The sequence below is a fragment of the Streptomyces sp. NPDC044061 genome, from assembly GCF_056434305.1.
This window is the reverse complement of record NZ_JBWKFL010000031.1, coordinates 1,765-24,131: the sequence shown is the minus strand read 5'-3', so window position 1 is coordinate 24,131 and position 22,367 is coordinate 1,765. Positions and strand designations below refer to the sequence as shown.

25 protein-coding genes are annotated in these 22,367 nt (G+C 68.7%); 14 read left to right on the top strand and 11 right to left on the bottom strand.

The window, feature by feature from the left end:
* Window positions 1-38: 38 nt before the first annotated feature.
* Both AC07CM_RS36615 and AC07CM_RS36610 read right to left on the bottom strand, forming a co-directional pair.
* The gene (locus tag AC07CM_RS36615) at window positions 39-713 is read right to left on the bottom strand and encodes an HAD family hydrolase (protein ID WP_478880810.1); all 675 of its coding nucleotides are present in this window, start codon (window positions 711-713) and stop codon (window positions 39-41) included.
* A gap of 115 nt (window positions 714-828) precedes the next feature.
* A complete protein-coding gene (locus AC07CM_RS36610; protein ID WP_478880809.1) occupies window positions 829-1,179 on the bottom strand; it encodes a PadR family transcriptional regulator in 351 nt (116 codons plus the stop codon).
* A 220-nt stretch (window positions 1,180-1,399) separates the two neighbouring features.
* On the opposite strand from AC07CM_RS36610, the gene AC07CM_RS36605 reads away from it, so the two are divergent.
* Both AC07CM_RS36605 and AC07CM_RS36600 read left to right on the top strand, forming a co-directional pair.
* Window positions 1,400-1,957 carry a pyridoxamine 5'-phosphate oxidase family protein gene (locus tag AC07CM_RS36605; protein WP_478880808.1) on the top strand — a complete coding sequence of 186 codons (558 nt, stop codon included), beginning with the start codon at window positions 1,400-1,402 and terminating at the stop codon, window positions 1,955-1,957.
* A 225-nt stretch (window positions 1,958-2,182) separates the two neighbouring features.
* Complete coding sequence (locus tag AC07CM_RS36600; protein ID WP_478880807.1) at window positions 2,183-2,629, top strand: hypothetical protein; 447 nt, start codon at window positions 2,183-2,185, stop codon at window positions 2,627-2,629.
* Window positions 2,630-2,735: 106 nt separating this feature from the next.
* Here the strand turns inward: AC07CM_RS36600 and AC07CM_RS36595 are convergent, their stop codons facing one another.
* Both AC07CM_RS36595 and AC07CM_RS36590 read right to left on the bottom strand, forming a co-directional pair.
* Window positions 2,736-4,463 (bottom strand): SpoIIE family protein phosphatase, encoded by a 1,728-nt coding sequence (locus AC07CM_RS36595; RefSeq protein ID WP_478880806.1) that lies wholly within the window; start codon window positions 4,461-4,463, stop codon window positions 2,736-2,738.
* 237 nt (window positions 4,464-4,700) lie between these two features.
* Window positions 4,701-5,234, bottom strand: a complete 534-nt coding sequence (locus AC07CM_RS36590) for a MarR family winged helix-turn-helix transcriptional regulator (RefSeq protein WP_478880805.1) — start codon at window positions 5,232-5,234, stop codon at window positions 4,701-4,703.
* A 248-nt stretch (window positions 5,235-5,482) separates the two neighbouring features.
* Between AC07CM_RS36590 and AC07CM_RS36585 the strand changes: the two genes are divergently transcribed.
* The 4 genes from AC07CM_RS36585 (at window position 5,483) to AC07CM_RS36570 (ending at window position 10,048) form a co-directional block, all read left to right on the top strand.
* On the top strand, window positions 5,483-6,553 hold the full coding sequence (locus AC07CM_RS36585; protein WP_478880804.1) for an alkene reductase: 1,071 nt from the start codon (window positions 5,483-5,485) through the stop codon (window positions 6,551-6,553).
* 83 nt (window positions 6,554-6,636) lie between these two features.
* The gene (locus AC07CM_RS36580) at window positions 6,637-7,542 is read left to right on the top strand and encodes an NADP-dependent oxidoreductase (RefSeq protein ID WP_478880803.1); all 906 of its coding nucleotides are present in this window, start codon (window positions 6,637-6,639) and stop codon (window positions 7,540-7,542) included.
* Window positions 7,543-7,988: 446 nt separating this feature from the next.
* Complete coding sequence (gene ctaD, locus AC07CM_RS36575) at window positions 7,989-9,707, top strand: aa3-type cytochrome oxidase subunit I (RefSeq protein ID WP_478880802.1); 1,719 nt, start codon at window positions 7,989-7,991, stop codon at window positions 9,705-9,707.
* Entirely contained in the window at window positions 9,704-10,048 is a 345-nt protein-coding gene (locus AC07CM_RS36570; RefSeq protein WP_478880801.1) for a cytochrome C oxidase subunit I, read from the top strand. Before ctaD ends, AC07CM_RS36570 begins: the two co-directional genes overlap by 4 nt.
* 221 nt (window positions 10,049-10,269) lie before the next feature.
* Here AC07CM_RS36570 and AC07CM_RS36565 read toward each other — a convergent pair whose 3' ends face one another.
* The gene (locus tag AC07CM_RS36565) at window positions 10,270-10,614 is read right to left on the bottom strand and encodes a helix-turn-helix transcriptional regulator (RefSeq protein WP_478880800.1); all 345 of its coding nucleotides are present in this window, start codon (window positions 10,612-10,614) and stop codon (window positions 10,270-10,272) included.
* Window positions 10,615-10,701: 87 nt separating this feature from the next.
* On the opposite strand from AC07CM_RS36565, the gene AC07CM_RS36560 reads away from it, so the two are divergent.
* The 3 genes from AC07CM_RS36560 to AC07CM_RS36550 all read left to right on the top strand — a co-directional run bounded on the left by AC07CM_RS36560 (window position 10,702) and on the right by AC07CM_RS36550 (window position 14,261).
* Entirely contained in the window at window positions 10,702-11,487 is a 786-nt protein-coding gene (locus AC07CM_RS36560; protein ID WP_478880799.1) for an anti-sigma factor antagonist, read from the top strand.
* A gap of 808 nt (window positions 11,488-12,295) precedes the next feature.
* On the top strand, window positions 12,296-13,264 hold the full coding sequence (locus AC07CM_RS36555) for a ligand-gated ion channel (protein ID WP_478880798.1): 969 nt from the start codon (window positions 12,296-12,298) through the stop codon (window positions 13,262-13,264).
* 61 nt (window positions 13,265-13,325) lie between these two features.
* Entirely contained in the window at window positions 13,326-14,261 is a 936-nt protein-coding gene (locus AC07CM_RS36550) for a hypothetical protein (RefSeq protein WP_478880797.1), read from the top strand.
* Between the two features lie 44 nt (window positions 14,262-14,305).
* On the opposite strand, the gene AC07CM_RS36545 is transcribed toward AC07CM_RS36550, so the two are convergent.
* Window positions 14,306-14,752: a cupin domain-containing protein gene (locus AC07CM_RS36545; protein ID WP_478880796.1), complete on the bottom strand. Its 447-nt coding sequence runs from the start codon at window positions 14,750-14,752 to the stop codon at window positions 14,306-14,308.
* Between the two features lie 30 nt (window positions 14,753-14,782).
* Window positions 14,783-15,514 (bottom strand): SDR family oxidoreductase, encoded by a 732-nt coding sequence (locus tag AC07CM_RS36540; protein ID WP_478880795.1) that lies wholly within the window; start codon window positions 15,512-15,514, stop codon window positions 14,783-14,785.
* Window positions 15,515-15,727: 213 nt separating this feature from the next.
* On the opposite strand from AC07CM_RS36540, the gene AC07CM_RS36535 reads away from it, so the two are divergent.
* Window positions 15,728-16,294 carry a hypothetical protein gene (locus tag AC07CM_RS36535; RefSeq protein WP_478880794.1) on the top strand — a complete coding sequence of 189 codons (567 nt, stop codon included), beginning with the start codon at window positions 15,728-15,730 and terminating at the stop codon, window positions 16,292-16,294.
* A gap of 20 nt (window positions 16,295-16,314) precedes the next feature.
* On the opposite strand, the gene AC07CM_RS36530 is transcribed toward AC07CM_RS36535, so the two are convergent.
* The gene (locus AC07CM_RS36530; protein WP_478880793.1) at window positions 16,315-16,743 is read right to left on the bottom strand and encodes a VOC family protein; all 429 of its coding nucleotides are present in this window, start codon (window positions 16,741-16,743) and stop codon (window positions 16,315-16,317) included.
* A 152-nt stretch (window positions 16,744-16,895) separates the two neighbouring features.
* Window positions 16,896-17,903, bottom strand: coding sequence for a sigma-70 family RNA polymerase sigma factor (locus tag AC07CM_RS36525; RefSeq protein ID WP_478880792.1), 1,008 nt, complete (start codon window positions 17,901-17,903; stop codon window positions 16,896-16,898).
* A 147-nt stretch (window positions 17,904-18,050) separates the two neighbouring features.
* Between AC07CM_RS36525 and AC07CM_RS36520 the strand changes: the two genes are divergently transcribed.
* A complete protein-coding gene (locus tag AC07CM_RS36520) occupies window positions 18,051-18,368 on the top strand; it encodes a hypothetical protein (protein ID WP_478880791.1) in 318 nt (105 codons plus the stop codon).
* Window positions 18,369-18,444: 76 nt separating this feature from the next.
* On the opposite strand, the gene AC07CM_RS36515 is transcribed toward AC07CM_RS36520, so the two are convergent.
* Window positions 18,445-19,593 (bottom strand): RNA polymerase sigma factor, encoded by a 1,149-nt coding sequence (locus tag AC07CM_RS36515; protein WP_478880891.1) that lies wholly within the window; start codon window positions 19,591-19,593, stop codon window positions 18,445-18,447.
* 8 nt (window positions 19,594-19,601) lie between these two features.
* Window positions 19,602-20,009 carry a YciI family protein gene (locus AC07CM_RS36510; RefSeq protein WP_478880790.1) on the bottom strand — a complete coding sequence of 136 codons (408 nt, stop codon included), beginning with the start codon at window positions 20,007-20,009 and terminating at the stop codon, window positions 19,602-19,604.
* An 815-nt stretch (window positions 20,010-20,824) separates the two neighbouring features.
* Between AC07CM_RS36510 and AC07CM_RS36505 the strand changes: the two genes are divergently transcribed.
* The 3 genes from AC07CM_RS36505 to AC07CM_RS36495 all read left to right on the top strand — a co-directional run bounded on the left by AC07CM_RS36505 (window position 20,825) and on the right by AC07CM_RS36495 (window position 22,310).
* Complete coding sequence (locus AC07CM_RS36505) at window positions 20,825-21,316, top strand: DUF2975 domain-containing protein (protein WP_478880789.1); 492 nt, start codon at window positions 20,825-20,827, stop codon at window positions 21,314-21,316.
* Window positions 21,316-21,537 carry a helix-turn-helix domain-containing protein gene (locus tag AC07CM_RS36500; RefSeq protein WP_478880788.1) on the top strand — a complete coding sequence of 74 codons (222 nt, stop codon included), beginning with the start codon at window positions 21,316-21,318 and terminating at the stop codon, window positions 21,535-21,537. Before AC07CM_RS36505 ends, AC07CM_RS36500 begins: the two co-directional genes overlap by 1 nt.
* A 191-nt stretch (window positions 21,538-21,728) precedes the next feature.
* A complete protein-coding gene (locus AC07CM_RS36495; RefSeq protein WP_478880787.1) occupies window positions 21,729-22,310 on the top strand; it encodes a hypothetical protein in 582 nt (193 codons plus the stop codon).
* Window positions 22,311-22,367: the final 57 nt, after the last annotated feature.

The following is a 22,367-nucleotide window of genomic DNA, read 5'->3' as shown; positions in this document are numbered from 1 at the left end:
TGTCGGGGCGACGAGTACGCCTCGTCGCGCGATCACCCTCAGGCCGCGGCGTCCTCCTGCGGCTCGGACGCGAAGGCCAGGATGTGCGGGACTGCCTCGCGCAGACTGGCGAAGTGCCGGTGCACGCCTTCCACCGGGACGGCGGCGTTCACGCCCCACACCGTCATCCCGGCACTCAGCCCGGACTGCACCCCGGACGGGGCGTCCTCGATGACCAGGCAGTTTCCCGGTGCAGCGCCGAGCTGCTCAGCGGCCCGCTGATACGGGACGGGCGAGGGCTTGCCCTTCTCGACAGCGGCCGCGTCCACGATCACGTCAGGCACCGGCAGGCCCGTCCGCAGGAAACGGCCTCGCACCCGGTGCTCGTAGTTCGAGGTCACCAGCGCCCAGGACCCGGGCGGCAGGCCGTGCAGCAGCTCCGACGCGCCGTCGAAAGCCGCATAGACGCCGGACCGGACGTCCTCGTCCTCCAGTTCGTGCAGCGCGGCCAGACACTCACGCGGATCCTGATCCGCGGCAACCTGAGCGAACGTCTCCATGGGCCGCGTCCGCAGCGCCACCTGGTACACCTCGTCCGCGTCCAGGCCGTACCGCTGCGCCCAAATGCCCCAGACCCGGCGCTGGTTGTTCACCGCGTCGATCAACGTGCCGTCGACATCGAACAGGACGTACTTCGCGCGGCCGCGCCCCGCAGGTTCACTGGTACTGGTCACGCCATGATCATGCCAGGCGACGACGGACGGGGGGCCGCCGGCGCCGTCCATGCTGCCGACGAGGAAGGCTTCCGCCGGTCTCTGCCAGGTGCCGGCTCATCCGGAGGGCCGCGTGTCAGCCGTCGTCTCCCCCGTCGGCGGCCGGTCGGGCGGCTGCCCATCCCGGCAGCGGCTGCTTGCGGGAACGGTATGCGCGCACCAGTGCCTCGCGGGCCTGTTCGGCGCCGTCTTCCGTGATGCGGTAGAAGCGGCGGCGCGGCCTGCCCGCCTCCTCGTGCACAGCCGGATCTTCCCAGGTGCTGTCCACCCAGCCGGCCTGCTCCAGCCGGGCGAGGATCGGATAGATCGTGCCCGACGGCAGTCCTGCCAGCTCGCACAGCTCCAAGCCGTAACGCTGCTGGGCGGGATCCTCCAGCAAAGCCCGCAGCACCAGTTGAGTCTGCAGGGTCATTCGCAGCATTGCCATACTCGTACTCTACATAGCCTATATATGGGCTGCCTAGGGAGAGTTGCGGTCCTTCAGCCTGGGGTCGGACGTGCCGTTCATTCCTCAGACCTGCCAAGGCGGGGGCGTCGGGCCCCAGTTGCTCCTCATCGAGCGCGTAGCGGAGACCCAAACGGATGCGCCGATGATTTCGGCGCGGGATCACGGTCGTTACAGGGAATGCAGAGGAAGGAGATCCGCCATGCCACCCCACAACCGCTCCCAGCAGCCCACGGCCGAGCTCGACGCCCGCTACAGCTCCGCGCTCAACCCCCGCCCAGGCGCCCCAGACGTCACCGCCACCGAATGGGCCGAGGCCCAACGGCACCTGGAGACCGCCGAGATCTTCTGGGTGTCCACGGTGCGGCCCGACGGCAGGCTGCACGTCACGCCGGTGATCGCCGCCTGGCACCGCGGGGTGCTGTACTTCTCCACCGGCCCGGGCGAGCAGAAGGCGAGGAACCTCGCTCATGATGCGCACTGTGCGCTGACAACCGGGAGGAACTCGCTCACCGAAGGGCTCGACCTGGTGATCGAGGGCACGGCGGAGCCGGTTGCCGATCCGGCCGTGCTGGAGGAAGTGATCGCGGCGTACGAGGCGAAGTACGGGCCGCACATCACCTCCTCCGAGGGGACCTTCCACGGGATCGGGGATGCGTTCCGTACAGGGAACGCAGTGGTGTTCGCGGTGGCCCCGGTCACCGCGTACGGGTTTGGCCGGGACAACGGCGTGTACACCCACACACGGTGGGTGTACTGAGCAGCGGCACACACCCCTGAGGTCGTGTCCTCGCCTGTGGTGTGCTGCCCTGGCGGCCGGTGACCTGCGCGGTCTGCTCACACCAATCTCGCCTTCTTCCGCGGCGAGGGCGTCAGCGCCGAACAGATCGCCCTGCTCCACGGATCCGACCCCGCACAGACCGCCACCGGTACGCGCCTGTCGGACCTGCGCAGCACGGACGGCGCCGGCCCCGACTACTGGGACATGGCGTGGGAGACCTGCTGCTTCGGGCAGGCGGGCGACTGGGCGTTCTTGATGTACCACGAGACTCCGTCCGGCATCCGGACCGACCACGCGGCGCTCTCCCGGCTGGGCGTCACGGAGACCGTGCAGCTGAGCGCTTGCGCCGCGAAGGCCATTTACACCTTCGACTACACGCTCGACGGCCACCGCGTCGACGACGACTGGGGGGCGCTGGAACTGATCTGGTACGAGCGGGGTCGCGCCCCCTACTACCGGGGCGGTGGGCTCGACTTCCTCAACCGGGCCATACGCAGGGCCGAACTTGACCGCCCCGAACTGACCTGGGAGTTCGAGCTGTACTTCCACGCCTTGGAGAGCGCATTCGGCATTCAACTGCCCCGGCAGGACATCCAGGAGGGATCGGTCCGAGCCGCAATGTGGGCGCCCGGCACCTCGGGCCGTGGATAGAAAGCCCGGTTGCCCGACCCGGTCCACCAGTTCCTGACCCCGTTCCCCGGCTACCCGGACGCGGTGCCCGGGTTGCCCGCGAGACCGTCGGTCGACCGCCCTCCGCTCAATGGGGTGTTTGCACCGCCAGCAGGGCGATGTCGTCGTAGCCGGCCGGGCGGACCCGGCGCAGAAGTTGGTCGGTGAAGGACGGCAGCGGACGGTGGGCAAGTGCGGCGGCGTGCTGGCGCAGACGGTTCAGCCCCTCGTCGAGGGTGTGGCCCGGGGTTTCGATCAGGCCGTCGGTGTAGAGCAGGAGGGTGGAGCCGGGCGGCAGCAGGACGGTCGCGTCGGGGCGGGGTGTGCGGATGCCGGTGCCCAGCAGGATGCCGTGGCCGTCGGTGAGGTAGTCGGCCAGGCCGGCGCGGGTGATCATGAGAGGCGGGGGGTGGCCGGCGTTGGTCCAGGAAAGCTGCCACTGGCCTTCGTCTGTCTTGGTCAGCCGGGCGAAGATCAGGGTTGCCATGGTGACGTCCGTGATGGGCATGATCGCCTCGTCCAGCCGGTCGACGATCCGGCTGGGAGGGTGTTGCTGCGACCAGGCGTAGGCGCGGAGCATGTTGCGCAGCTGTGCCATGCCGGCGGCGGCCTCCAGGTCGTGGCCGACGACGTCTCCGATGGCCAGGGCGGTGGCGCCGTCGGGCAGGGTGAAGGCGTCGTACCAGTCGCCGCCGACCTGTGAGGCGTCGGGCACGGGCAGGTAGCGGACGGTCATCTGCAGTCCGGGCACGCGCGGCATCTGCGGCAACAGGTGGTTCTGCATGGTCTCGGCGACCTTGCGCTGGCGTTGGTAGAGGCGGGCGTTGTCCAGGGCGAGACCGGCGCGGCGGGCGATGTCCTCGAGCAGGGGAAGGTCGGCCGGGGTGAAGTCTCCCGGCTTCTCGGCCCGGCCCAGGGTCAGGGCTCCCAGGACTTCCCGGGTGCTGCGGATGGGGGCGATGGCCGCGGAGTGGATGCCGGTGGCCTCGAACAGGCGGTGTTGTTCTACCGCGATGCCGGAGTCCGGTGGCCGCTGGTAGGTCTGCGGGCCCGCCAGGGTCGAGGCGGCCCCGCGCAGGGCCTGCGACAGCGGCATGGGGGATTCCTCGGGAACGGGCGGCATCGGGCCCTGCAGTTGCTCGTGCTCCACCAGGGTGTCGCCTTCGGCATGGACCACGGCAGTGCGCCAGACTTCGTCGCGCTCGGTGATGAGGTCGATGACGGCCCAGTCCGCCAGTCGGGGCAGGACCAGGGCCACGAGTCGGCGCAGCGCCTCGTCGACGTCGAGCGTGGAGGTCAGTTGCGTGGTCGTCTCGGCCAGCAGGGCCAGCCGCTCGAGTTCGGTCAGTGCCCCGGCGACCGGCTTCGGCTCCGTCCGCGGACCGGTGGGGGGCGTGTGCGACGTGTGCCGGGGGGTGTGGAAGACGACGAGCGTGCCGGTTGTGTCCTCGTCGAAGGTGTAGGGGGTGATCAGCCAGGAGATGGGCAGCAGGGAGCCGTCCGCGCGGGCGAAGTAGTCCTCACCGCCCTGGGCCGGACGTCCCGCGTGGAACGCCTGCCGCATGCTGCACTCGGTCGCGGACAGTGGCCGGCCCTGCGGCCCGCGGTGCAGCAGATCGTGCGCGTCCTGGCCGACGAGATCTGCGGCAGGCCGGTCCAACAGGCGCTCGGCGTGGCTGTTGACGGCGACGATGAGGCCGTGCTCGTCCACCACGTAGGCTCCGGCCCGGATGGGCTCCAGCACGTCGGTGAGCACGCCGCTGTGCACGGCCAGGGGCCGCTCGGTGCCGGTCTCCGTATGGTCGGGCCCCGCCATTTCCTGCGCCTCCTCACGATCGACCCTCGCCCTGCCTGCGCTCTCCTCTGCTCTGCTGCCGCGCATCCTGACCGCCTTCTTTCCCGCACCTCATGATCGGAAAGAAGCTGCTGCCCACGGCTTCCCCCATGTGACCGGGTAGCCGCTACGACCCCGGTGCACACCCACAGGGTCATCCGTCATCCCCGTCCTCTGGGCCATCGCCGGCCGGGCACGGCGCTCCAGGCGGCTGATCCGTCAGGGCTGCGTGATGGTGGCGGCCCGGGTGGCAGCGGCCTGTACGAGGTTCTGCTCCAAGCGTTCCAAAGTGTGCAGGGCCGTGGTGCGCTCGTCGTCCGTGAGGCCCGCTGTCGAGATGTCCTCGAGTTGAGCCCAGACCCGCTCGACCTCGCGGCGCAGGGCGTGGCTTGCCGCTGTGGGTTCGACGAGTGAGGCGCGCTTGTCGGTGGGGTCGGGGCGGCGGCGGACGAAGCCGGCCTGTTCCAGGCGCCGGACGGTGCGGGTCATGGTGGCGGCGTCGGAGTCCATCAGGCGTACCAGGTCGGCCTGGCGCTGGGGACCGAGCTCCCACAGGTGCATCATGACCAGTTCCTGGCCAGGGTGCAGGCCGATGCGGCGCAGCAGTTGTCCGGCGAACATGCGGTGCAGGCGGGCGAGGCGGAAGATCGCGTGGCTGATCGGGCCGCCGCCGGCCGCGGCGGGCAGCGGGACGGTGGCCTCCTGCTCACTTTCCGCGGAACCCCTCCCGGCCTCCGGGGTGGACTGCGCCATGTTCGTTCCCTCACTTTCCTGCCCGAGCAACTTAACTCTACCTCTCGGTACGCGGCCCGATGGCACTTCCGCGCTCGGGCAGGGATACGACCAGTTGAGACGGCATGACCTGGTTCACATCCGACTCCTGGAATGAACTCGCGTAGTTACCTGTTCGGACAGGTGATTTACTTGTTCGGACAGCTAAATGCTGTGGTGCGGGCCCGGGGCCCGGGCCGCAGAGCAGCACTCACCCCGAGGGAGAAGCCATGACCACTGCTTTCGATCCGATCCTGTTGGGCGGCAAGCACCTGACCAACCGCGTCGTGATGGCGCCGATGACCCGCAGCCGTGCCTACGGACCCGGCGCCGAGCCGACCGAGCTGATGGCGACGTACTACGCGCAGCGCGCCGGCGCCGGGCTGATCGTCACCGAGGGCGTCCAGCCCTCGCCGGTCGGCCAGGGCTACCCCGACACCCCCGGCCTGCACACGCCCGGGCAGGTGCTGGCGTGGCGGAGGGTCACCGACGCCGTGCACCGCGAGGGCGGCGTGATCTTCGCCCAGCTGATGCACACCGGCCGTATCGGCCACCCGAGCCTGCTGTCCGAGGCTCTGGTGCCGGTGGGGCCGTCGGCGGTGGCCGCCAAGGGCCAGGTCTACACCCACGAGGGCCCGAAGGACTTCGTGACCCCGAAGGAGCTGAGCGAGGCGGAGGTTCGGCTGACGATCGACGACTTCGCCGCCGCGGCCCGCAACGCCGTCGAGGCCGGATTCGACGGCGTGGAGATCCACGGTGCCAACGGATACCTGATCCACCAGTTCCTCGCCCCCACCACCAACCGGCGCACCGACGCCTGGGGCGGCGGCACCGGGGGCCGGATCCGCTTCGCAGTGGAGGTCGTCACGGCCGTGGCCGAGGCGATCGGCGGCCATCGGGTCGGCCTGCGGATCTCACCCGGAAACCCGTACAACGACATGTCCGAGGACAACCCGGGCGAGACCTACTCCGCCCTGCTGGACCGGCTCGCCGACCTGGAGCTCGCCTACCTGCACCTGATGGAGGGGCCGGACCGCGACCTGACCGCGTCGCTGCGCAAGGCCTGGCCCGGCACGTTCGTCCTGAACCCGTTCACCCACCCCGACGCCACCGGCCCGGCCGCACTGAAGCTGGTCGAGGACGGGAGCGCGGACATGGTGGCCTACGGAGCACTCTTCCTGGCCAACCCCGACCTGCCGCGTCGTCTCGCCGCCGGCGGTCCGTTCAACACCCCTGACCCGTCCACCTTCTACGGCGGCGACCACCGCGGGTTCACCGACTACCCCGCCCTCACCGCCTGAGCGGCGAGGCCGCCGACGGGCCGCACGATGAGCCACAGCGCCCGCGGTTCCCTTCTCCGCCTGCCTCTGCCTGGGAGTTCCAGATGTCCAAAGCAATCACCTTCTCCGCATACGGCACGCCCGAAGTGCTGCAGTTCTCCGAGGTCGCCACACCGGAGCCGGGTCCGGGCCAGGTCCGCATCCGGGTACGGGCCGCCTCTGTGAACCCTCTCGACATGAAGATCCGGTCAGGTCTGATGGCCCGCACCGCGCCGGCCCGCCTTCCCGTGGTCCCCGGCCTGGACGCGGCCGGTGTCGTCGACGCCGTCGGCGAGGGAGCCGACGCTGCCGTGGGCGACGAGGTCCTCGGCGCCGCCGTGGGCGGCGGCTACAGCGAGTACGCACTGCTGGATCGCCCCGTGGCCAAGCCCGAGGCCCTGTCCTGGGAGGTCGCCGCTTCGCTGGTGACGGTCGGCCAGACCGCGTCGCGCGTCCTGGGACAACTGGGTGTGCAGGCGGGTCAGACCCTCCTCGTCCACGGCGCCGCCGGCAGCGTGGGCTTCCTCGCGGTGCAGTTGGCCGTCGCCCGTGGCATCACCGTCGTCGGAACAGCCGGTGAGCACGACCTCGAGCGCGTCTCCGCGCTCAACGCCACCGCGGTCCGCTACGGCGAGGGCTGGGTACAGCGGGTGAAGGCCGCGGCTCCCCAGGGAGTCGACTTCGTCATCGACGCCTCCGGCGCCGGAGTGCTCGCCGACTCCGTCGCCCTGACCGGTGACAGCGAACACGTCATCACCATCGCCGACATGTCCGCCGCACAGCACGGCGTCCGCTTCAGCGCCGGGAGCACCGACCAGGCTGGGGAGGCCCTGCCGGAGCTGGTGCGGATGGCCGTCGCCGGCCGACTCACCGTGCCGGTCTGGCGCACTTATCCCCTGGCGGAAGCGGCACAGGCGCACATCGACCTGGAAGCCCACCGCAACCGCGGCAAGGCCGTCCTCCTGCCCTGACCGTTTTCGCAACGGGCCGGCGCCGCCGCATGACAGGGCGAGCCGGTCGGCGTCCCGACCGGAGGCCGGCCGAGCCCACCTGCTGTCCATGACGGCGGCGCCCCGTTCGGCACATCCGCACCACGACCAACACAGACACTCCCCCGTTCGATCCGAGGACAGGACCACGTCCCCCTCTCCTTCAGGACCTGGCCGGTCACCTGCCCATGGTGGAACGCCCCGAGGAATGGATGAAGCTCGTCACCGACTTCCTCAACCAGCCCCGCGCCTGACAGCAGTCCTCACTCTGCCCAGATCGCCCCGCTGCTCCGTTGGTGTGCATCCGTCATCCGTTCGGCCGCGCGCCGGGCGCTCAGGGCCCCGGGCCCCGTCCCCGCACCGCAAGGATGACCGGTGACCGACGTCATTGCGTGAGCGGACCACGAGCAGCAGGAGACGGACGACTTGTGAGCATCCTCAACGAACCCCAGGGTGCCGCGGCAGCCGAGGACTCGTACGCCAACGAGCTGCCGCTGAGGCGCAGGCGGCCCGGCAACGTCGTGGTGAAGTGGCTGACGACCACCGACCACAAGACCATCGGCACGCTGTACCTGACGACGTCGTTCGCGTTCTTCCTCATCGGTGGCGTGATGGCGCTGCTCATGCGCGCCGAGCTGGCCCGGCCGGGCCTGCAGATCATGTCGAACGAGCAGTACAACCAGGCGTTCACGATGCACGGCACCGTGATGCTGCTGATGTTCGCCACCCCGCTGTTCGCCGGTTTCACGAACTGGATCATGCCGCTGCAGATCGGCGCGCCCGACGTGGCGTTCCCGCGGCTGAACATGTTCGCCTACTGGCTGTACCTGTTCGGCTCGACCATCGCGGTGGGCGGCTTCCTCACCCCGGAGGGTGCGGCCGACTTCGGCTGGTTCGCCTACTCCCCGCTGTCGGACGCGGTGCGCAGTCCCGGCATCGGCTCCGACATGTGGATCATGGGTCTGGCCTTCTCCGGCTTCGGCACCATCCTCGGCGCGGTCAACTTCATCACCACGATCATCTGCATGCGTGCCCCGGGCATGACCATGTTCCGCATGCCGATCTTCGTGTGGAACGTGCTGCTGACCGCCGTCCTGGTCCTTTTCGCCTTCCCCATCCTTGCGGCAGCCCTGTTCGCGCTGGAGGCGGACCGTAAGTTCGGCGCCCATGTGTACGACGCAGCGAATGGCGGCCCGATCCTGTGGCAGCACCTCTTCTGGTTCTTCGGCCATCCAGAGGTGTACATCATCGCGCTGCCGTTCTTCGGCATCGTCACCGAGGTCATCCCGGTCTTCTCCCGCAAGCCGATCTTCGGCTACATGGGTCTGGTCGCCGCGACCATCGCGATCGCCGGTCTGTCCATCACCGTGTGGGCGCACCACATGTTCGTCACCGGGGCGGTGCTGCTGCCGTTCTTCTCCTTCATGACGTTCCTGATCGCCGTGCCCACGGGAGTGAAGTTCTTCAACTGGATCGGCACGATGTGGAAGGGCAGTCTGTCCTTCGAGACGCCGATGCTCTGGGCGGTCGGCTTCCTCGTCACGTTCCTCTTCGGCGGCCTGACCGGCGTCATCCTCGCTTCACCGCCGATGGACTTCCACGTCTCCGACTCCTACTTCGTGGTGGCCCACTTCCACTACGTGGTCTTCGGTACGGTCGTGTTCGCGATGTTCGCCGGATTCCACTTCTGGTGGCCCAAGTTCACCGGCAAGATGCTGGACGAGCGCCTGGGCAAGATGTGCTTCTGGACGCTGTTCGTCGGCTTTCACGGCACGTTCCTGGTCCAGCACTGGCTGGGTGCCGAGGGCATGCCGCGTCGTTACGCCGACTACCTGGCGGCCGACGGCTTCACCACGCTGAACACGATCTCGACGATCAGCTCGTTCCTGCTCGGCCTGTCCATGCTGCCGTTCTTCTACAACGTGTGGAAGACGGCGAAGTACGGCAAGCCGGTCGGCGTGGACGACCCGTGGGGCTACGGCCGTTCGCTGGAGTGGGCGACCTCCTGCCCTCCCCCGCGGCACAACTTCCTCACCCTGCCGCGGATCCGCAGCGAATCCCCGGCGTTCGACCTGCACCACCCGGAGATCGCGATGTCCGAATACGAGGGCCACTTCCCGGCGACGACCGACCGAGGGCACGGATGAGCGGTCCGCCGGAGCAGAAGGCGCCCGGAGACCTCGGCACCGAGGTGGAGGGATACCTGCTGTGGCAGGCCAGGGTCGCGGAGGCCGAACACCGCGCGCACGAGTTCGTCCGGCCGATGGACTGGCTGACCACGGCACAGCGCACGGAGATCGAGCAGCACTACGTCGCCGACAGCCTGCGCCGCGCGCGCCAGGACCTCGAACGGCTCGCGGCCCGGTGTGTGTCCTTGCGGGCCGAGTACGAACACCGCTACCGGAGGCTGCGGCGATGTTGCGTGGCCTGGACGCTGGCGGTGTGGGCCGGCCTCACCACGGCGGCCGCCCTGCTGATGATCCTTTGATCCCCCCGATGTCGGCTCTACGGACGGCCGGCAATCGGGGTGGCCACAGGTCCCGGCGTTCCGGCGGGCGAGGAGCACCGCAGCATGGGGCATTGACGGTGCAGGCATCGCGTGGTCGTCCACCCCACCCAGCCCGTCTCTCGCGCACAAGGCGGTTGGCGTCGCGTTGTCCAGCCGGGCCACGCCGACGCCCCACGCCCTCTCGGCCGGGGCCTGCCGGGTCAGGGTGTGTCGTGACCTTCGGCGGTCGCAGCCCTGGTGTGTCCGGACTCGTGGTGGACCAGGATCGACAGCAGCTCCGCAACGGTGGTCGGGGCATCCGCGGGATGCCGTAGGAGCATGCCTGGGGCGATGCGATAGACGTTCGAGCGACCTTCCCGGACATGGGTGAGGTACCCGCCGTCTTCCAGGTCGGCGATGATCTTCTGCACGGCCCGCTCGGTGAGCCGGCAGCGGGCTGCGATGTCACGGACGCGGGTGGTGTGGTCTTCGGCGATGGCGGCCAGCACCCGCGAGTGATTGGTCACGAAGGTCCAGCCTGCATGCGGTTCCGGCGCTCGGTCCATGCACCCGAGGATACGGCCTCTTGTTCACGCATTCAAAAGGCTGAATCACGTTTCATGTTTTGGTTGACGTGAAAGCCGGGTGGGGTGATGCTGGGTGTGGTCGAGAAGACGGCATGTGCGGAGCTTGAGATGTCCCATGACGCGGCTTTTCACCCTGGTGAGGGGTCCTGCCTTGAGTGCGGCAGTGCGTTCGAGCAGCCGCAGCCACCGGCGTCGGCGCCGGTGACCTTGAATGTCGACACGATCGGCGACCGGCTCGTGGTCACGGTGTCCGGTGAGCTGGATCTGGAGTGCGACCAGTTGCTGCAGCAGACGCTGAGCGATGCGCTCGATGACGCCGAAGGAGGCCTGGAACTGGATCTCGCGGGCGTCGATTTCTGTGACTGCTCCGCCCTCAACGTCCTGCTGCACGTGCACCATCGGGCCCGAGCGAGCGCCAAGAGCCTGATCCTGCGCGCCACCAGCCCGGCGGTGGAACGCCTGCTGACCCTCACCGGTGCCCTCCCGCTCTTCGCGGCACGGTCTGCGGAGGCGGATGAGCCTCCGGATGGCGACTCAGGGCCCGCGCACCCTGAAAGGGCAGATGCAGCGGATCCGTCCGGCGCCGATCTCGCAGCCGAGAACGCGCAGCTGCATCGGGCGCTGGAGACCCGTGCAACGATCGACCTGGCCCGGGGCATGCTCATGGCGTCGTTCCACCTGACCGCCCAGCAGTCCTGGCAGGTCCTGGTGACAGCGTCCCAGCACAGCAACACCAAATTGCACCTCATCGCCGACGCCCTCCTGCAGACCGCGAACGGCCGGGCGCTGCCGGAACCCCTTGCCGACCACCTGGCCACGGCGGTGCAAGTGCACGGCAACGCGGCAGGTTAGACCCCGACCCCGACCTGGTCCGCACGCAGGCGAGTGCTGGGCAAGGAGTCTGTGCACATCGGGCTTTGCGCCCGCATGCCTGAGATGCTGGAAAGGTCAGCTCGTGCGGGCCAAAGAGGTCAGGGCGTGGACACGGAGCGCATGCTGCAGGGAGAGCCACCTGGCGGACTTCGACCAGTTGCGGAGCTGATTGGCCGGAACGCCGGGGAAGCCGAGCCGGGCGACGTGCGGATCCACCTGGAATGGCACGGCCCCAGCCGCAACACCGAACTCCGCCCACCTGCCTTCCGCCTCGCGTGAGGCCGGCCGGCCCGCATCGGGGCGCGCGTCCCTCGCGGGGGATCAGTGGTGCGGGGAGGAGAAGCGGGCTTGCTCCGCACGTCGTTCGTTCATGTCTCTGTCACCTTTGCGGCAGGGGCTTTTCCACCAGTGGCGGAGCAGAAATCGAATCATGGTCTGTCTCCTTCGCCTCGCGGCGGTCGGGGAGGGTGTCGTACGTGCCCTCCAGCGTCCGCACGCAAGGCGGCGCCCGCGTCGACCGATCGGTCCATGGGCCGGGGGACGGACTTTGTCGCTTCGGTCGGTCGGCGGCAGCGAGCGGGTGCGCTTCCGGCCGGACCCCGCTGGACCACACGGCCGAACACCACCGGGCGAAAACGCATTCTTTAGGGGTGTGTCACCGGGAAAACGCTTCGGCGGGCTCCGGTAGTTTGAGATTATGGGAAAGTCTGACCGTCCATGCCCTGACCGCCGCACTGCCAGAGGATTCCGAAAAGGCAAGTCGGGAGGCCGGATGCGTCGGAGGCTGGTGACCCTACTGCTGTACACGATTGCGATCACGGCCGCCGCGGGACTGTCGGCCCCTGCAGCCATGGCGGCGACGCCCAGCTGCCGCGTCGGGGCCTACATCACCGACCTCTATGGACTGGACGTTTCACCGCGGACCATCAACGCGAATTTCTGGCTGTGGAGCGTGTGCCCGAGCGCCGCCCTGGACGCCACTCAGCGCCTGGAGTTCGTCAACGCCACGGATGTCACCCAGGGCAACAGGTCTGTGGTGAAGGTCGGCAACGAATACTGGTCCCAGGTGAAGGTGTCCGGCACTTTCCGGCAGCAATTCGATCTGAGCGAGTACCCTTTCGACAAGCAGGATGTACAGATCCAGATCGAGGACTCCGAATACAACGCCTCCCAGTTCACCTACGTGCCCGACACCAAGAACTCCGGATACGATCACGCCATCAGCCTGGGCGGGTTCAAGATCAGGGACTTCGGCGTCGGGGTGGTCACACACACCTATCAGACGTCCTTCGGGGATCCGCGAATCATCCGCGGCAAGAACAGTCAGTACAGCCGATTCGTCATCGATCTCAAGCTCGAGAGGGACGATGTGGCCGGCTTCATCAGGCAGGCATGGCCCGCTTACGTCGCTTTTCTCATCTCTTTCATCTCATATTGGATCTGGGCGGCCGATTTCGTCACCGTACTGGGGGCACGTTTCGGAATTCTTGGCGCATCTCTCTTCAGTGTGGTCGTCAGCATGCGTGCCGTGAGTCTGACGGGAACTTCCTTCGGGGTGACTCTGGTCGATCAGATCCATTTGGCCACTTTGCTCTACACGTTGGTCGGCGTGGGCTGCACCACCTACATCCTCTACAGGTGGACCAATCCCGAGAAGAGAGCCGCGGTGCGGCGGACGAACACGTTCGTCGCCGTGTCGACCACGGCCATGTACCTGATCGCCAACGCGATCAGCATCGGTTTCGCGGTCACCTGAGAATCCGTCGGCGATGCCGCCCACTCACCCGGCCGGCGCCCGCACCCTCTATGGTCTGGGCATGCGGCGCACGGATGTCACCCGGGACGACGGCACGTGGACGGGCTTGTCCCTGGAGGTGCACTCACCTCGCCGGCCGGGTCTGTGCCTGTTCAGCGCCGAGCGGCGGCTGCTGGTCGCCCAGCAGTCACGGCCCGTGCTCCTGGCCGCCGTCGACGAGGACCACTGCGGGGTCGAGTTCCGGCGCACCGACGCCTACCGCTCTCCTCTTCCACCGCTGCGGGCCGAGACGGGACGGGCCCTGGCCGGCAGCCCGGACCGCTGGGCGTACCGCTTCGCGCAGCACCTGCTCGAATCGCCGGAGAGCCCTGTGCACGACGGCCGGTGGCTGCTCACCTGCGAGAGCCCGCTCCTGCGCGGAAACCACGGCCGCCACCCGCCGGCCGAGTACTGGGACTCGATGCTCATCGAAGGCCATCGGGACGGATACATCGACTGGTTCATCCATTCCGGGTCGTGGGAGATCCTCCCGCTGCGCCCGATGCCCGACGCGGGGGACAGTCGGGTCAAGGCGCACCGAAAGCAGGCCCGCGAGGGAACGCTCCCGCCGGTGCTGCTGTGGTGGGTCAGCGGCCTTGACTGTCATCTGATCCTGGACGGTCACGCGCGGCTCGCCGCGGCGATCGCCGAATCGACCACGCCGGCTGTACTGGAACTGCGCCGCACCGCACCGGTCGATGAGGTGGCCGCGGGCACCGAGCGGGCGGTGCATCTCTACGAGGCCGAACTGGCCCGCTTCGCCGCACTCCGCGCCGCCCATGGCACCGCCGTGCCCGACGGTGCCGTCGGCGCGGGAGCGTCCCTTGCCCGCCGTCTGCGCGAACTGCACACCGCGCGGCGGCCCACCTGGGCCTGGCCGTTGCCGGGCGGAACGGACCAGTGGCATCGAGTCGCACGTGAGGTCGCAGCCGACCAGGAGGAGGCCTCAGACGGGTAAGTACTGGTCAACCCGAGTGCCGCAGGGCGCGGAGCCCCGCCGGATCAGGCGCCTGGACGGGGAGCTCGCAGGTGTTGACGCTGGGCCAGCTCTTCCTCGTCGACCAGGGTGAGCATGGGCTGACCCGGCGCACACATCATGGTGACGAGAAAGCGGCTCCAGGAGTCCGACCGGTTGTTCCCGTCCTGGTAGTGGATGACATCGCCGCCCGGCTCCCAGAACGTCTCCCCGGCCTTGATCACCCGTTCGGGCTCGCCCTCCAGCTCGAAGAGCATCTCGCCCTCCAGCATGTAGCCGAAAGCGGGTCCCGAGTGCCGGTGCGGAGGGGTCCCGGGGTCGCCGGGAGGGAACTCGATGAGGACGGTCATGGCGTCTGCCCCCTCCGGAACGGACGGCGGTTTCACCGACTGCAGCACAGTGAGCGCCGTCTTCCATGCTTCCGAACGCGATTGGCTCTCAGTGCTGTCTGCTGCCGACTCGTCGTTCGACATGGTGAGGCCTCCAGTGATGGGCCGGCTGGTTCAGGAGAGCCAGTCGCTGTAGTGAGTGGGGGCGATACGGGCCTCGCCCTTGGGGATCAGAGCATCGCCCGGAACGACGGCGAACATGCCGGCGGTGTCGTCGGTGACGACCGTGCGGCCGTCGGGATGGGCATCGAGGGTGATCCGGCCGAGTTCGTCGAGGGGGACGACGTCGGGCCCGGCGACGGCGAGGGTGCCGTTCAAAGGGGCGCCGGCAGCGACTTCGGCGACGGCGTCGGAGACGTCCTGGGCGGCGATCAGCTGGAGCGGGGTGGTGGGCAGGCGGACGGTGTCGCCGTCGGTGGTCCAGGACAGGACCGCGTTCATGAACTCCATGAACTGGGTGGCGCGGACGATCGAGTAGGGGATCGGCCCGGCCTTGAGGATGTCTTCCTGCAGGACCTTGGCCCGGTAGTAGTCGAGGCCGGGCACCTGGTCCGCGCCGACGATCGAGAGGATGACGACGTGGCCCACCCCGCCCTTCTGGGCGGCGGCCAGAAGGTTGTCCATCGACGTCTGGAAGAACGCCGGTGAGGCCTCGTCGAAGGTCGGAGAATTCGTCAGGTTGACGAGGACGTCGGCGCCGGCCACCGCCTCCGCCAGGCCCTGCCCTGTGATCACGTCGACACCTGTGGACTGCGAGTGCGGCACGGCCTCGTGCCCGGCCGCGTTCAGCTTCTTCACGACCCGCGACCCGATCAGGCCGGTACCACCGATGACTGCGAGCTTCATGGATCACCTTTCGTCGCGCCGCACCGACAGGTCATGCGTCCAGACTGCGACGGTGCGGTGCGCGGCGCACGCGGACCGCACCGTCGCGGGCCCAGTCCGTCGGCACTCTGTCCGGGTGACATCGCCCGTGTCGCTGTGGTTGTCGAGTGAGATGTTGCGACATTTTGATCCGTAGGAATTCGTATCTCCGATCTACCGCAAGAAAGGACTGCCATGAAAAAGGTCGGCATCTACGCAGCTCTGTCGTTCGCCGCTGCCGTGGCACTGACGGGCGCGACAGCAAGCCAGGCTTCCGCGGCGCTCCGCGATGATCCCGCATTCCCCGGGGGAGGTACCATTATCATCAACAACGGATTTTACGGTGACATCACCAATAAGGGGGACGGTAATACGAATAATATTCACATCGGAAATGGCCAGGGTGGCACGCAGGGTGGTGCCGGTATCACCCAGGGCGGCACCGGCAACGTCCAGAGCGCCATGCTGGGCGGCAAGAACAACACGCAGGGCGGTGCCCAGGGTGGCACCAACAACGTGAAGGGCGGCACGCAGGGCGGCACCCGCAACACCGACACCCAGGGCGGCACGCAGGGCGGCACGAACAACACTCAGGGCGGCACGCAGAGCGGTACCCGCAACACTCAGGGCGGCACACAGAGCGGCACCAACAACACGCAGGGCGCAACGCAGGGCGCCACCATCGCCGACGAAGCCGACAAGATGATCGCGAGCACGTTCAAGATGTTCAACGACCGGATGACGACGCAGCGTTGTCGGTGATCGGTCGCTGGATCAAATGCTCAGTCGATACAGAACTCGTTGCCCTCGATGTCCAGCATCGGGATGCACGAATCGTTGCCGTCATACAGCGTTCGCACGTGCACCGCGCCGAGCGGGACCAGTCGTGCGCATTCGGCCTCAAGTGCGGCAAGGCGCTCTTCACCCACGAGTCCGGTACCGACCCGCACATCAAGATGCAGCCGGTTCTTGGCGGCTTTCCCCTCGGGAACGCGCTGGAAGTACAGTCGCGGGCCCACACCCGAGGGATCACTGCAGGCGAACCATGAATCCCGCTCCTCCGGCGGCTGCGAGCCCTTGAACTCGTCCCACGTGGCAAACCCCTCCGGCGGCGGCGGTACGACGTACCCCAACACCTCGCACCAGAAGCGAGCGAGGCGCTCGGGTTCTGCGCAGTCAAAGGTGACTTGGAACTTCTTGATCGCTGACATCGGCGCACCATACCAGGGGGCGCTGCCGCTGTGCGGAGCCCCGAGGGGCAAGCCGGATCCGTGAATGTCGTCCTACCCAGACGATGCGACCAACGTTCCTGGAACCGCAGGCCCGGGGCCTGGTGCCATGTTGAACGGCGTAGTCGACTCCCCTACGCGTTGATGCGGGCAGGCAGGCCGAACAGCGGAAACAGGCGCTCGGTGTCGCGGAAGACACTGATGTCCGTGATCCGGTCGCCGCAGAAGTCGATGACCTGAAGCGCCCAGGGCTCAAACCTGGCGCCGTCGGTGCTGGGTCGGTACTGGCCGAACGCCGGCGAGCCGTTCGCGAAGGTGGGTATCAGCCGTGAGCCCCGACAACCGACAGCCGGCCCGGTCAGCCAGGCCCGGATTTCGGAGACACCTCGCATCCACAGGGCGTACGGCGGCAGAGACAGGGTGGCGTCCACATGGAGCAGCATGCTCAACTCCTCCATGTCGAAGCCGGAGAAGGCCGCCGCATACCGCTTCGCCAGTACCTGCTGGACGGTGCTGGGCGGCCGAACCCCCGCGTCGTCGGTCGCCTCGCGCCGAGCGGCCAGTGTGGTCCGGGCGCGCTGGAGCGCGCTGTTGACCGAGGCGACAGTGCAACCTTGCAGGTCCGCGACTTCCCGCGCCGAGAAGCCCATGACCTCCCGTAGCAGGAGAGTCGCGCGCTGCTTGGACGGCAGGTGTTGCAGCGCGGCGATGAAGGCGAGGTGCACCGATTCACCCAACTCTGCCGCCTCGGCGGGGTCGTCCGCCGTGCGGATCGCAGCAGCCGGACATGGTTCGATCCAGACACCGGCGTCCAGCGGACTGCCTGGTGAAGTGGCGCCGCTGGTCGGGCCGGAGAGGTCCATCGGACGGGCCCGGCGCTTCCCCGCGGCGAGTGCGTCGAGGCAGACGTTGGTGGCGATCCGATAGATCCACGACCGCAGCGACGACCGTTCCTCGAACCGGTCGAGGCTGCGCCAAGCCCGGACCATGGTCTCCTGTACGGCGTCTTCCGCTTCAAAGACCGAGCCCAGCATCCGGTAGCAGTAGCCGATCAGCTCAGCCCGGTGCTTCTCCAGCCGGGTCGCGCCCGCTTCGGTTCCGGCTTGGGTTCCGGCTTGGGTTCCGGCTTCAAGGTCGTTCATTCCCGCCCCCTGACGCGTCGGCTTCGTCCATCGAGCGGCACGCCCTGCCCGGGCAGGATAACCTCCGCAGTTGCAAGGGCCTTTGCGGCCTTGGCTTGCTCGCAGTTGGCAACGTGCTGGGAGGCGGCTCCGGATACCCTCCCGTTCATGGAGCAGGACCCTCCCCTCGTCCGCGAGGTCTTCCCCGATCTCATCGCGGAGTTGATCGCTCTCCTGGAGCACGAAGGGCAACGTGAGCTGGCCATCTGTACGTGGGATCTTCGGCTGGTTGACGAGTGCCGCTGCGGCGACGACTTCTGTCAGAGCTTCCACACCGCAGCTCATCCGGAAGGGCAGCCCTACGGCGCAGGCCACCGGTGCGTGCCGCTTCTGCCCTCGCGGGGCATGTTGTGCCTGGACGTCGTGGACGGCCGGATCATGTACGTCGAGGTACTCGATCGGCCGCCCATGCACCGCATGCGGTGAGCGGCTGTGAGGGCGGTCGGCCTTGGGTGGACTGTCAGGAGGGGTGCGGTGCGGGAAGTATCTGAAGCGCGGACCGTCAGCGGCCTCGGCGGGTGTTGAGCCGGGCGGCCTGGCGGGTCAGGTAGTCGCGTTCGGCGAGGTTGGGGGCGTTGTGGGCCGCCTCGGCGTACAGGCGTGCCGCCGTCGCCAGGTCGCCGCCGCGTTCGTGGAGGTAGGCCGCCACCGCCGCGTGGCGGGGCAGTGAGGCGTCGTCGAGTGCCGCGAGTGCCGCCAGGCCGGCGCGCGGGCCGTCGGCCTCGCCGACGGCGACGGCGCGATTGAGGCGGACGACGGGGCTGTCGGTCAGGCGGGTGAGCTCGTCGTACCACTCGACGATCTGCACCCAGTCGGTCTCCTCGGCGGTGGGCGCGTCGGCGTGGAGGGCTGCGATGGCGGCCTGGGCCTGGTACTCCCCCAGCCGGTCGCGGGCGAGTGCCGCCTGCAGGATCTCGACTCCCTCGGCGATCGCAGTGGTGTCCCACCGGCCGCGGTCCTGCTCGGCGAGCGGCACCAGGCTGCCGTCGGGTGCGGTCCTGGATGCGCGCCGGGCGTGGTGGAGCAGCATGAGGGCGAGCAGGCCGGCCACCTCGGGGTGGTCGATGTGGGCCGCGAGCTGTCGGGTGAGCCGGATGGCCTCGGCGGCGAGGTCGACGTCGCCCGAGTAGCCCTCGTTGAAGACCAGGTAGAGGACGCGCAGCACGGTGGCGACGTCTCCGGGCTGGTTGAGGCGCACGCCCGAGACGGTGCGCTTGGCTCGGCTGATGCGCTGCGCCATGGTCGCCTCGGGCACCAGGTAGGCATGGGCGATCTGCCGGGTGGTCAGCCCGCCCACCGCGCGCAGTGTGAGCGCGATGGCGGACGACGGGGTCAGGGTGGGGTGGGCGCAGAGGAAGTACAGCTGGAGGGTGTCGTCCGCGGCGGGCGCGGGCCCGTGCGCCGGCTCCTCCTCGAGGAGGTCCTCACGCCGGCGGGGGGGGGGGTCCGCCCGCCGCGCGTGGAGGGAACGGGGCCAAGGCACAGGGACCAACCAGCCCTTCGCATCCAGCGGCGGGTCGTCCGGCCAGACGCGGACCGCCTCGAGGAGCGCGTCCTGTACGGCGTCCTCGGCCGCCGCGAAGTCTGCTCCGCGGCGGACGAGGACGGCGAGCACGCTCGGCGTGAGGCTCCTCAGCAGGGCCTCGTTCATCTGCGGCATCACTCCGTGATGGTGGGCGGCGCGGCCAGGAACGGGCGCACCTCGAGCCACTCGTGGATCGGCTTACCACCCGCCCCGGGCGCGGCCGACAGTTCCCCGGCCAGCTCGACGGCGCGCTCGTGGCTGTCGACGTCGATGACCATCCAGCCGGCGATGAGGTCTTTGGTCTCGGCGAACGGTCCGTCGGTGACCGGCGGGCGCCCCTCACCGTCGTACCGGACCCAGGTCCCCTCCGGAGCCAGCGCCTGACCGTCGACGAACTCGCCGGTCTTCTCCAGCCGGGCCGCGAAGTCCTGCATGTACTGCACATGCGCCGAGATCTCCGCGGGCGTCCACTGGTCCATGGGCACGTCGTTGATCGCAGCCGGGGCGCCGCGGTAGTGCTTGAGCAGCAGGTACTTGGCCATCGTGATCTCTCCTCGGTCCTGGTGCGACCCCCATTGTGGTCGCCTTCACCACGGGGACGGAGCCGGTCACGGGTTTTCGACATCGTCGCCGAAGATTTTTTCGGGCTCTCGCGGATGAGCCGGGATGAGCCCTGGGCTGTCGTGGAGGAACGAGGGTGTCGGGTGGTGGCCAAGGCCGTGGCTTGGCGTGAGGTGAGGCGACGACGGGGATTCTTCTTCCCGATCAGCAGCGGGAGCTACGGCGCCTGGCGGAGATCGCGGCCTGGCTGCGGGTGCGGATGCGCCCTTGGACCGGCACCACCGGTTCTCACAGCTCTTTCGCTCCGTGCTCCGCCCAGCCACTCCGGGGGCGGCGGTGGCCCGCGAAGCCGCCGGGGCGGCTGGTGTGGCCGGGCAGGGTCGTCACACGGCGGCCGGTGCCGGCGGCCCCGTGGGGCCGGGGGGGGTGGTTGTTTGGCCGGTGGGCGGGGGGCGGTGCCGAGCTGTCGGGGCAGGGGTCTGGGGCTGAGGGCTTGAGGGCTGAGGGCTTGAGGGCTGAGGGCTTGGGGATCAGGGGCTTGGGGGTCGGGGGCTGGGAGTCGGGGGCTGGGGCGGTCATTCGTCCGCGTGTGGCCATGCCGACCGGCCGCGCGGCGCCGGTTGCGTGGCCGGTGGGTTCTGACCGAGCTTGCGGCGGCCTTCAGGGGGGCGCCTGAGCTGCGAGGGGCAGGGCTTCGACGTAGTTGAGCGGCGTCCGATTCGCCCTCCGTCCCGACCCTTGCTCCACCTATCGAAATTCGATAGATTTCCATCGCAACTCGTTAGAAGGATGGGTCATGGGAAAGCTGACAGTGCGTGCGCTGCGCGCCGTGCTCGTGGTGGTGCTCGCCGGCACCGTGTTCGTACAGGCATCGATGGTGTGGGTGTTGGCCGGCGGGAGCGACAAGGAGGACGGGGCACTCCCGTTGACCGCGCTGCGCGTGCTCACGATCCTGGGCATGGTGTCGGCCCAGGCCGCCCTGGTCTGCGTATGGCGGCTGGTGACGATGGTGCGACGCGGAACCGTGTTCTCCCACGCCGCCTTCCGGTACGTGGACGGGGTGATCGGCGCCATCGTGGCGGCCGCCCTCGTGTGGTTCGCGGTCACGGCCGTCAATGCACCCGGCCAGCGGGACGATCCGGGTGTCACCCTCATCATGGGCGGGGTCGGCGTGGCCATCCTCGGGGTCGCGCTCATCGTGCTCGTGCTGCGGATGCTGCTCGCCCAGGCCGTCGCACGAGACGTCGAAGCGGCGCAGATGCAGGCCGAGTTGGACGAGGTGATCTGATGCCGATCGTCGTCGACATCGACGTGATGCTGGCCAGACGCAAGATGTCCGTGGGCGAGCTCGCGGAACGCGTAGGGATCACGCCCGCCAACCTGGCGGTACTCAAGAACGGCCGCGCCAAGGCGGTGCGCTTCGCGACGCTCGCCGCGCTCTGCGAGGTGCTCAAGTGCCAGCCGGGCGACCTGTTGCGCTGGGAGGTCGAGGAGGTCGCGGGCGAATGAAACCGTGCCGGGCGGGGCCTTTCCCTGGCCTTCCCTTTCCTGGTGGAGGGGTGTGTCAGCCGCTTGGTCCGCTGGTCGGGGGACGTACAGCGGGGGCCTGGCGGGCTGAAATGGATTTACCGAAAGGGGATCCACCCCACCAGGAACTACCTAGAACTACGAGGTTTCTCATGATCAACGCTCGACGTCACATGGCCCGCATCGCAGGCATCTCCTGCATCGCCGCTCTGGCCGCAGGAACCATCGGTGTGGCCAGCGCCGAGGCTGCTCCCATGATGAAGCACCACCCGGCCGCGCACTCCACCAGCGCGCACCACCAGAACCACCACCAGCAGCACCACAGCAACAACAGCAACAAGGACAACAGCAAGAACAGCAGCAGGAGCACCTCGTCGAAGAACACCGCCATGCCCAAGGGCGGCAACACCCAGGGCGGCACGCAGGGCGGCGGCAACGGGAACACCCAGGGCGGGACCCAGGGCGGCGGGAACGGCAACACCCAGGGCGGCACGCAGGGCGGCGGGAACGGCAACACCCAGGGCGGCACGCAGGGCGGCGGCAGCGGCAACACCCAGGGCGGCACCCAGGGCGGCGGCAGCGGCAACACCCAGGGCGGCACCCAGGGCGGCGGCAGCGGCAACACCCAGGGCGGCACGCAGGGCGGCGGGAACGGCAACACCCAGGGCGGGACCCAGGGTGGCGGCAGCGGCAACACCCAGGGTGGCACCCAGGGTGGCGGCAGCGGCAACACCCAGGGCGGCACCCAGGGCTGACAGTTGATGGGCACGGGGGGAGCCGGAGAGGAAGCCCTCTCGGTGGGCTGTTGGTTT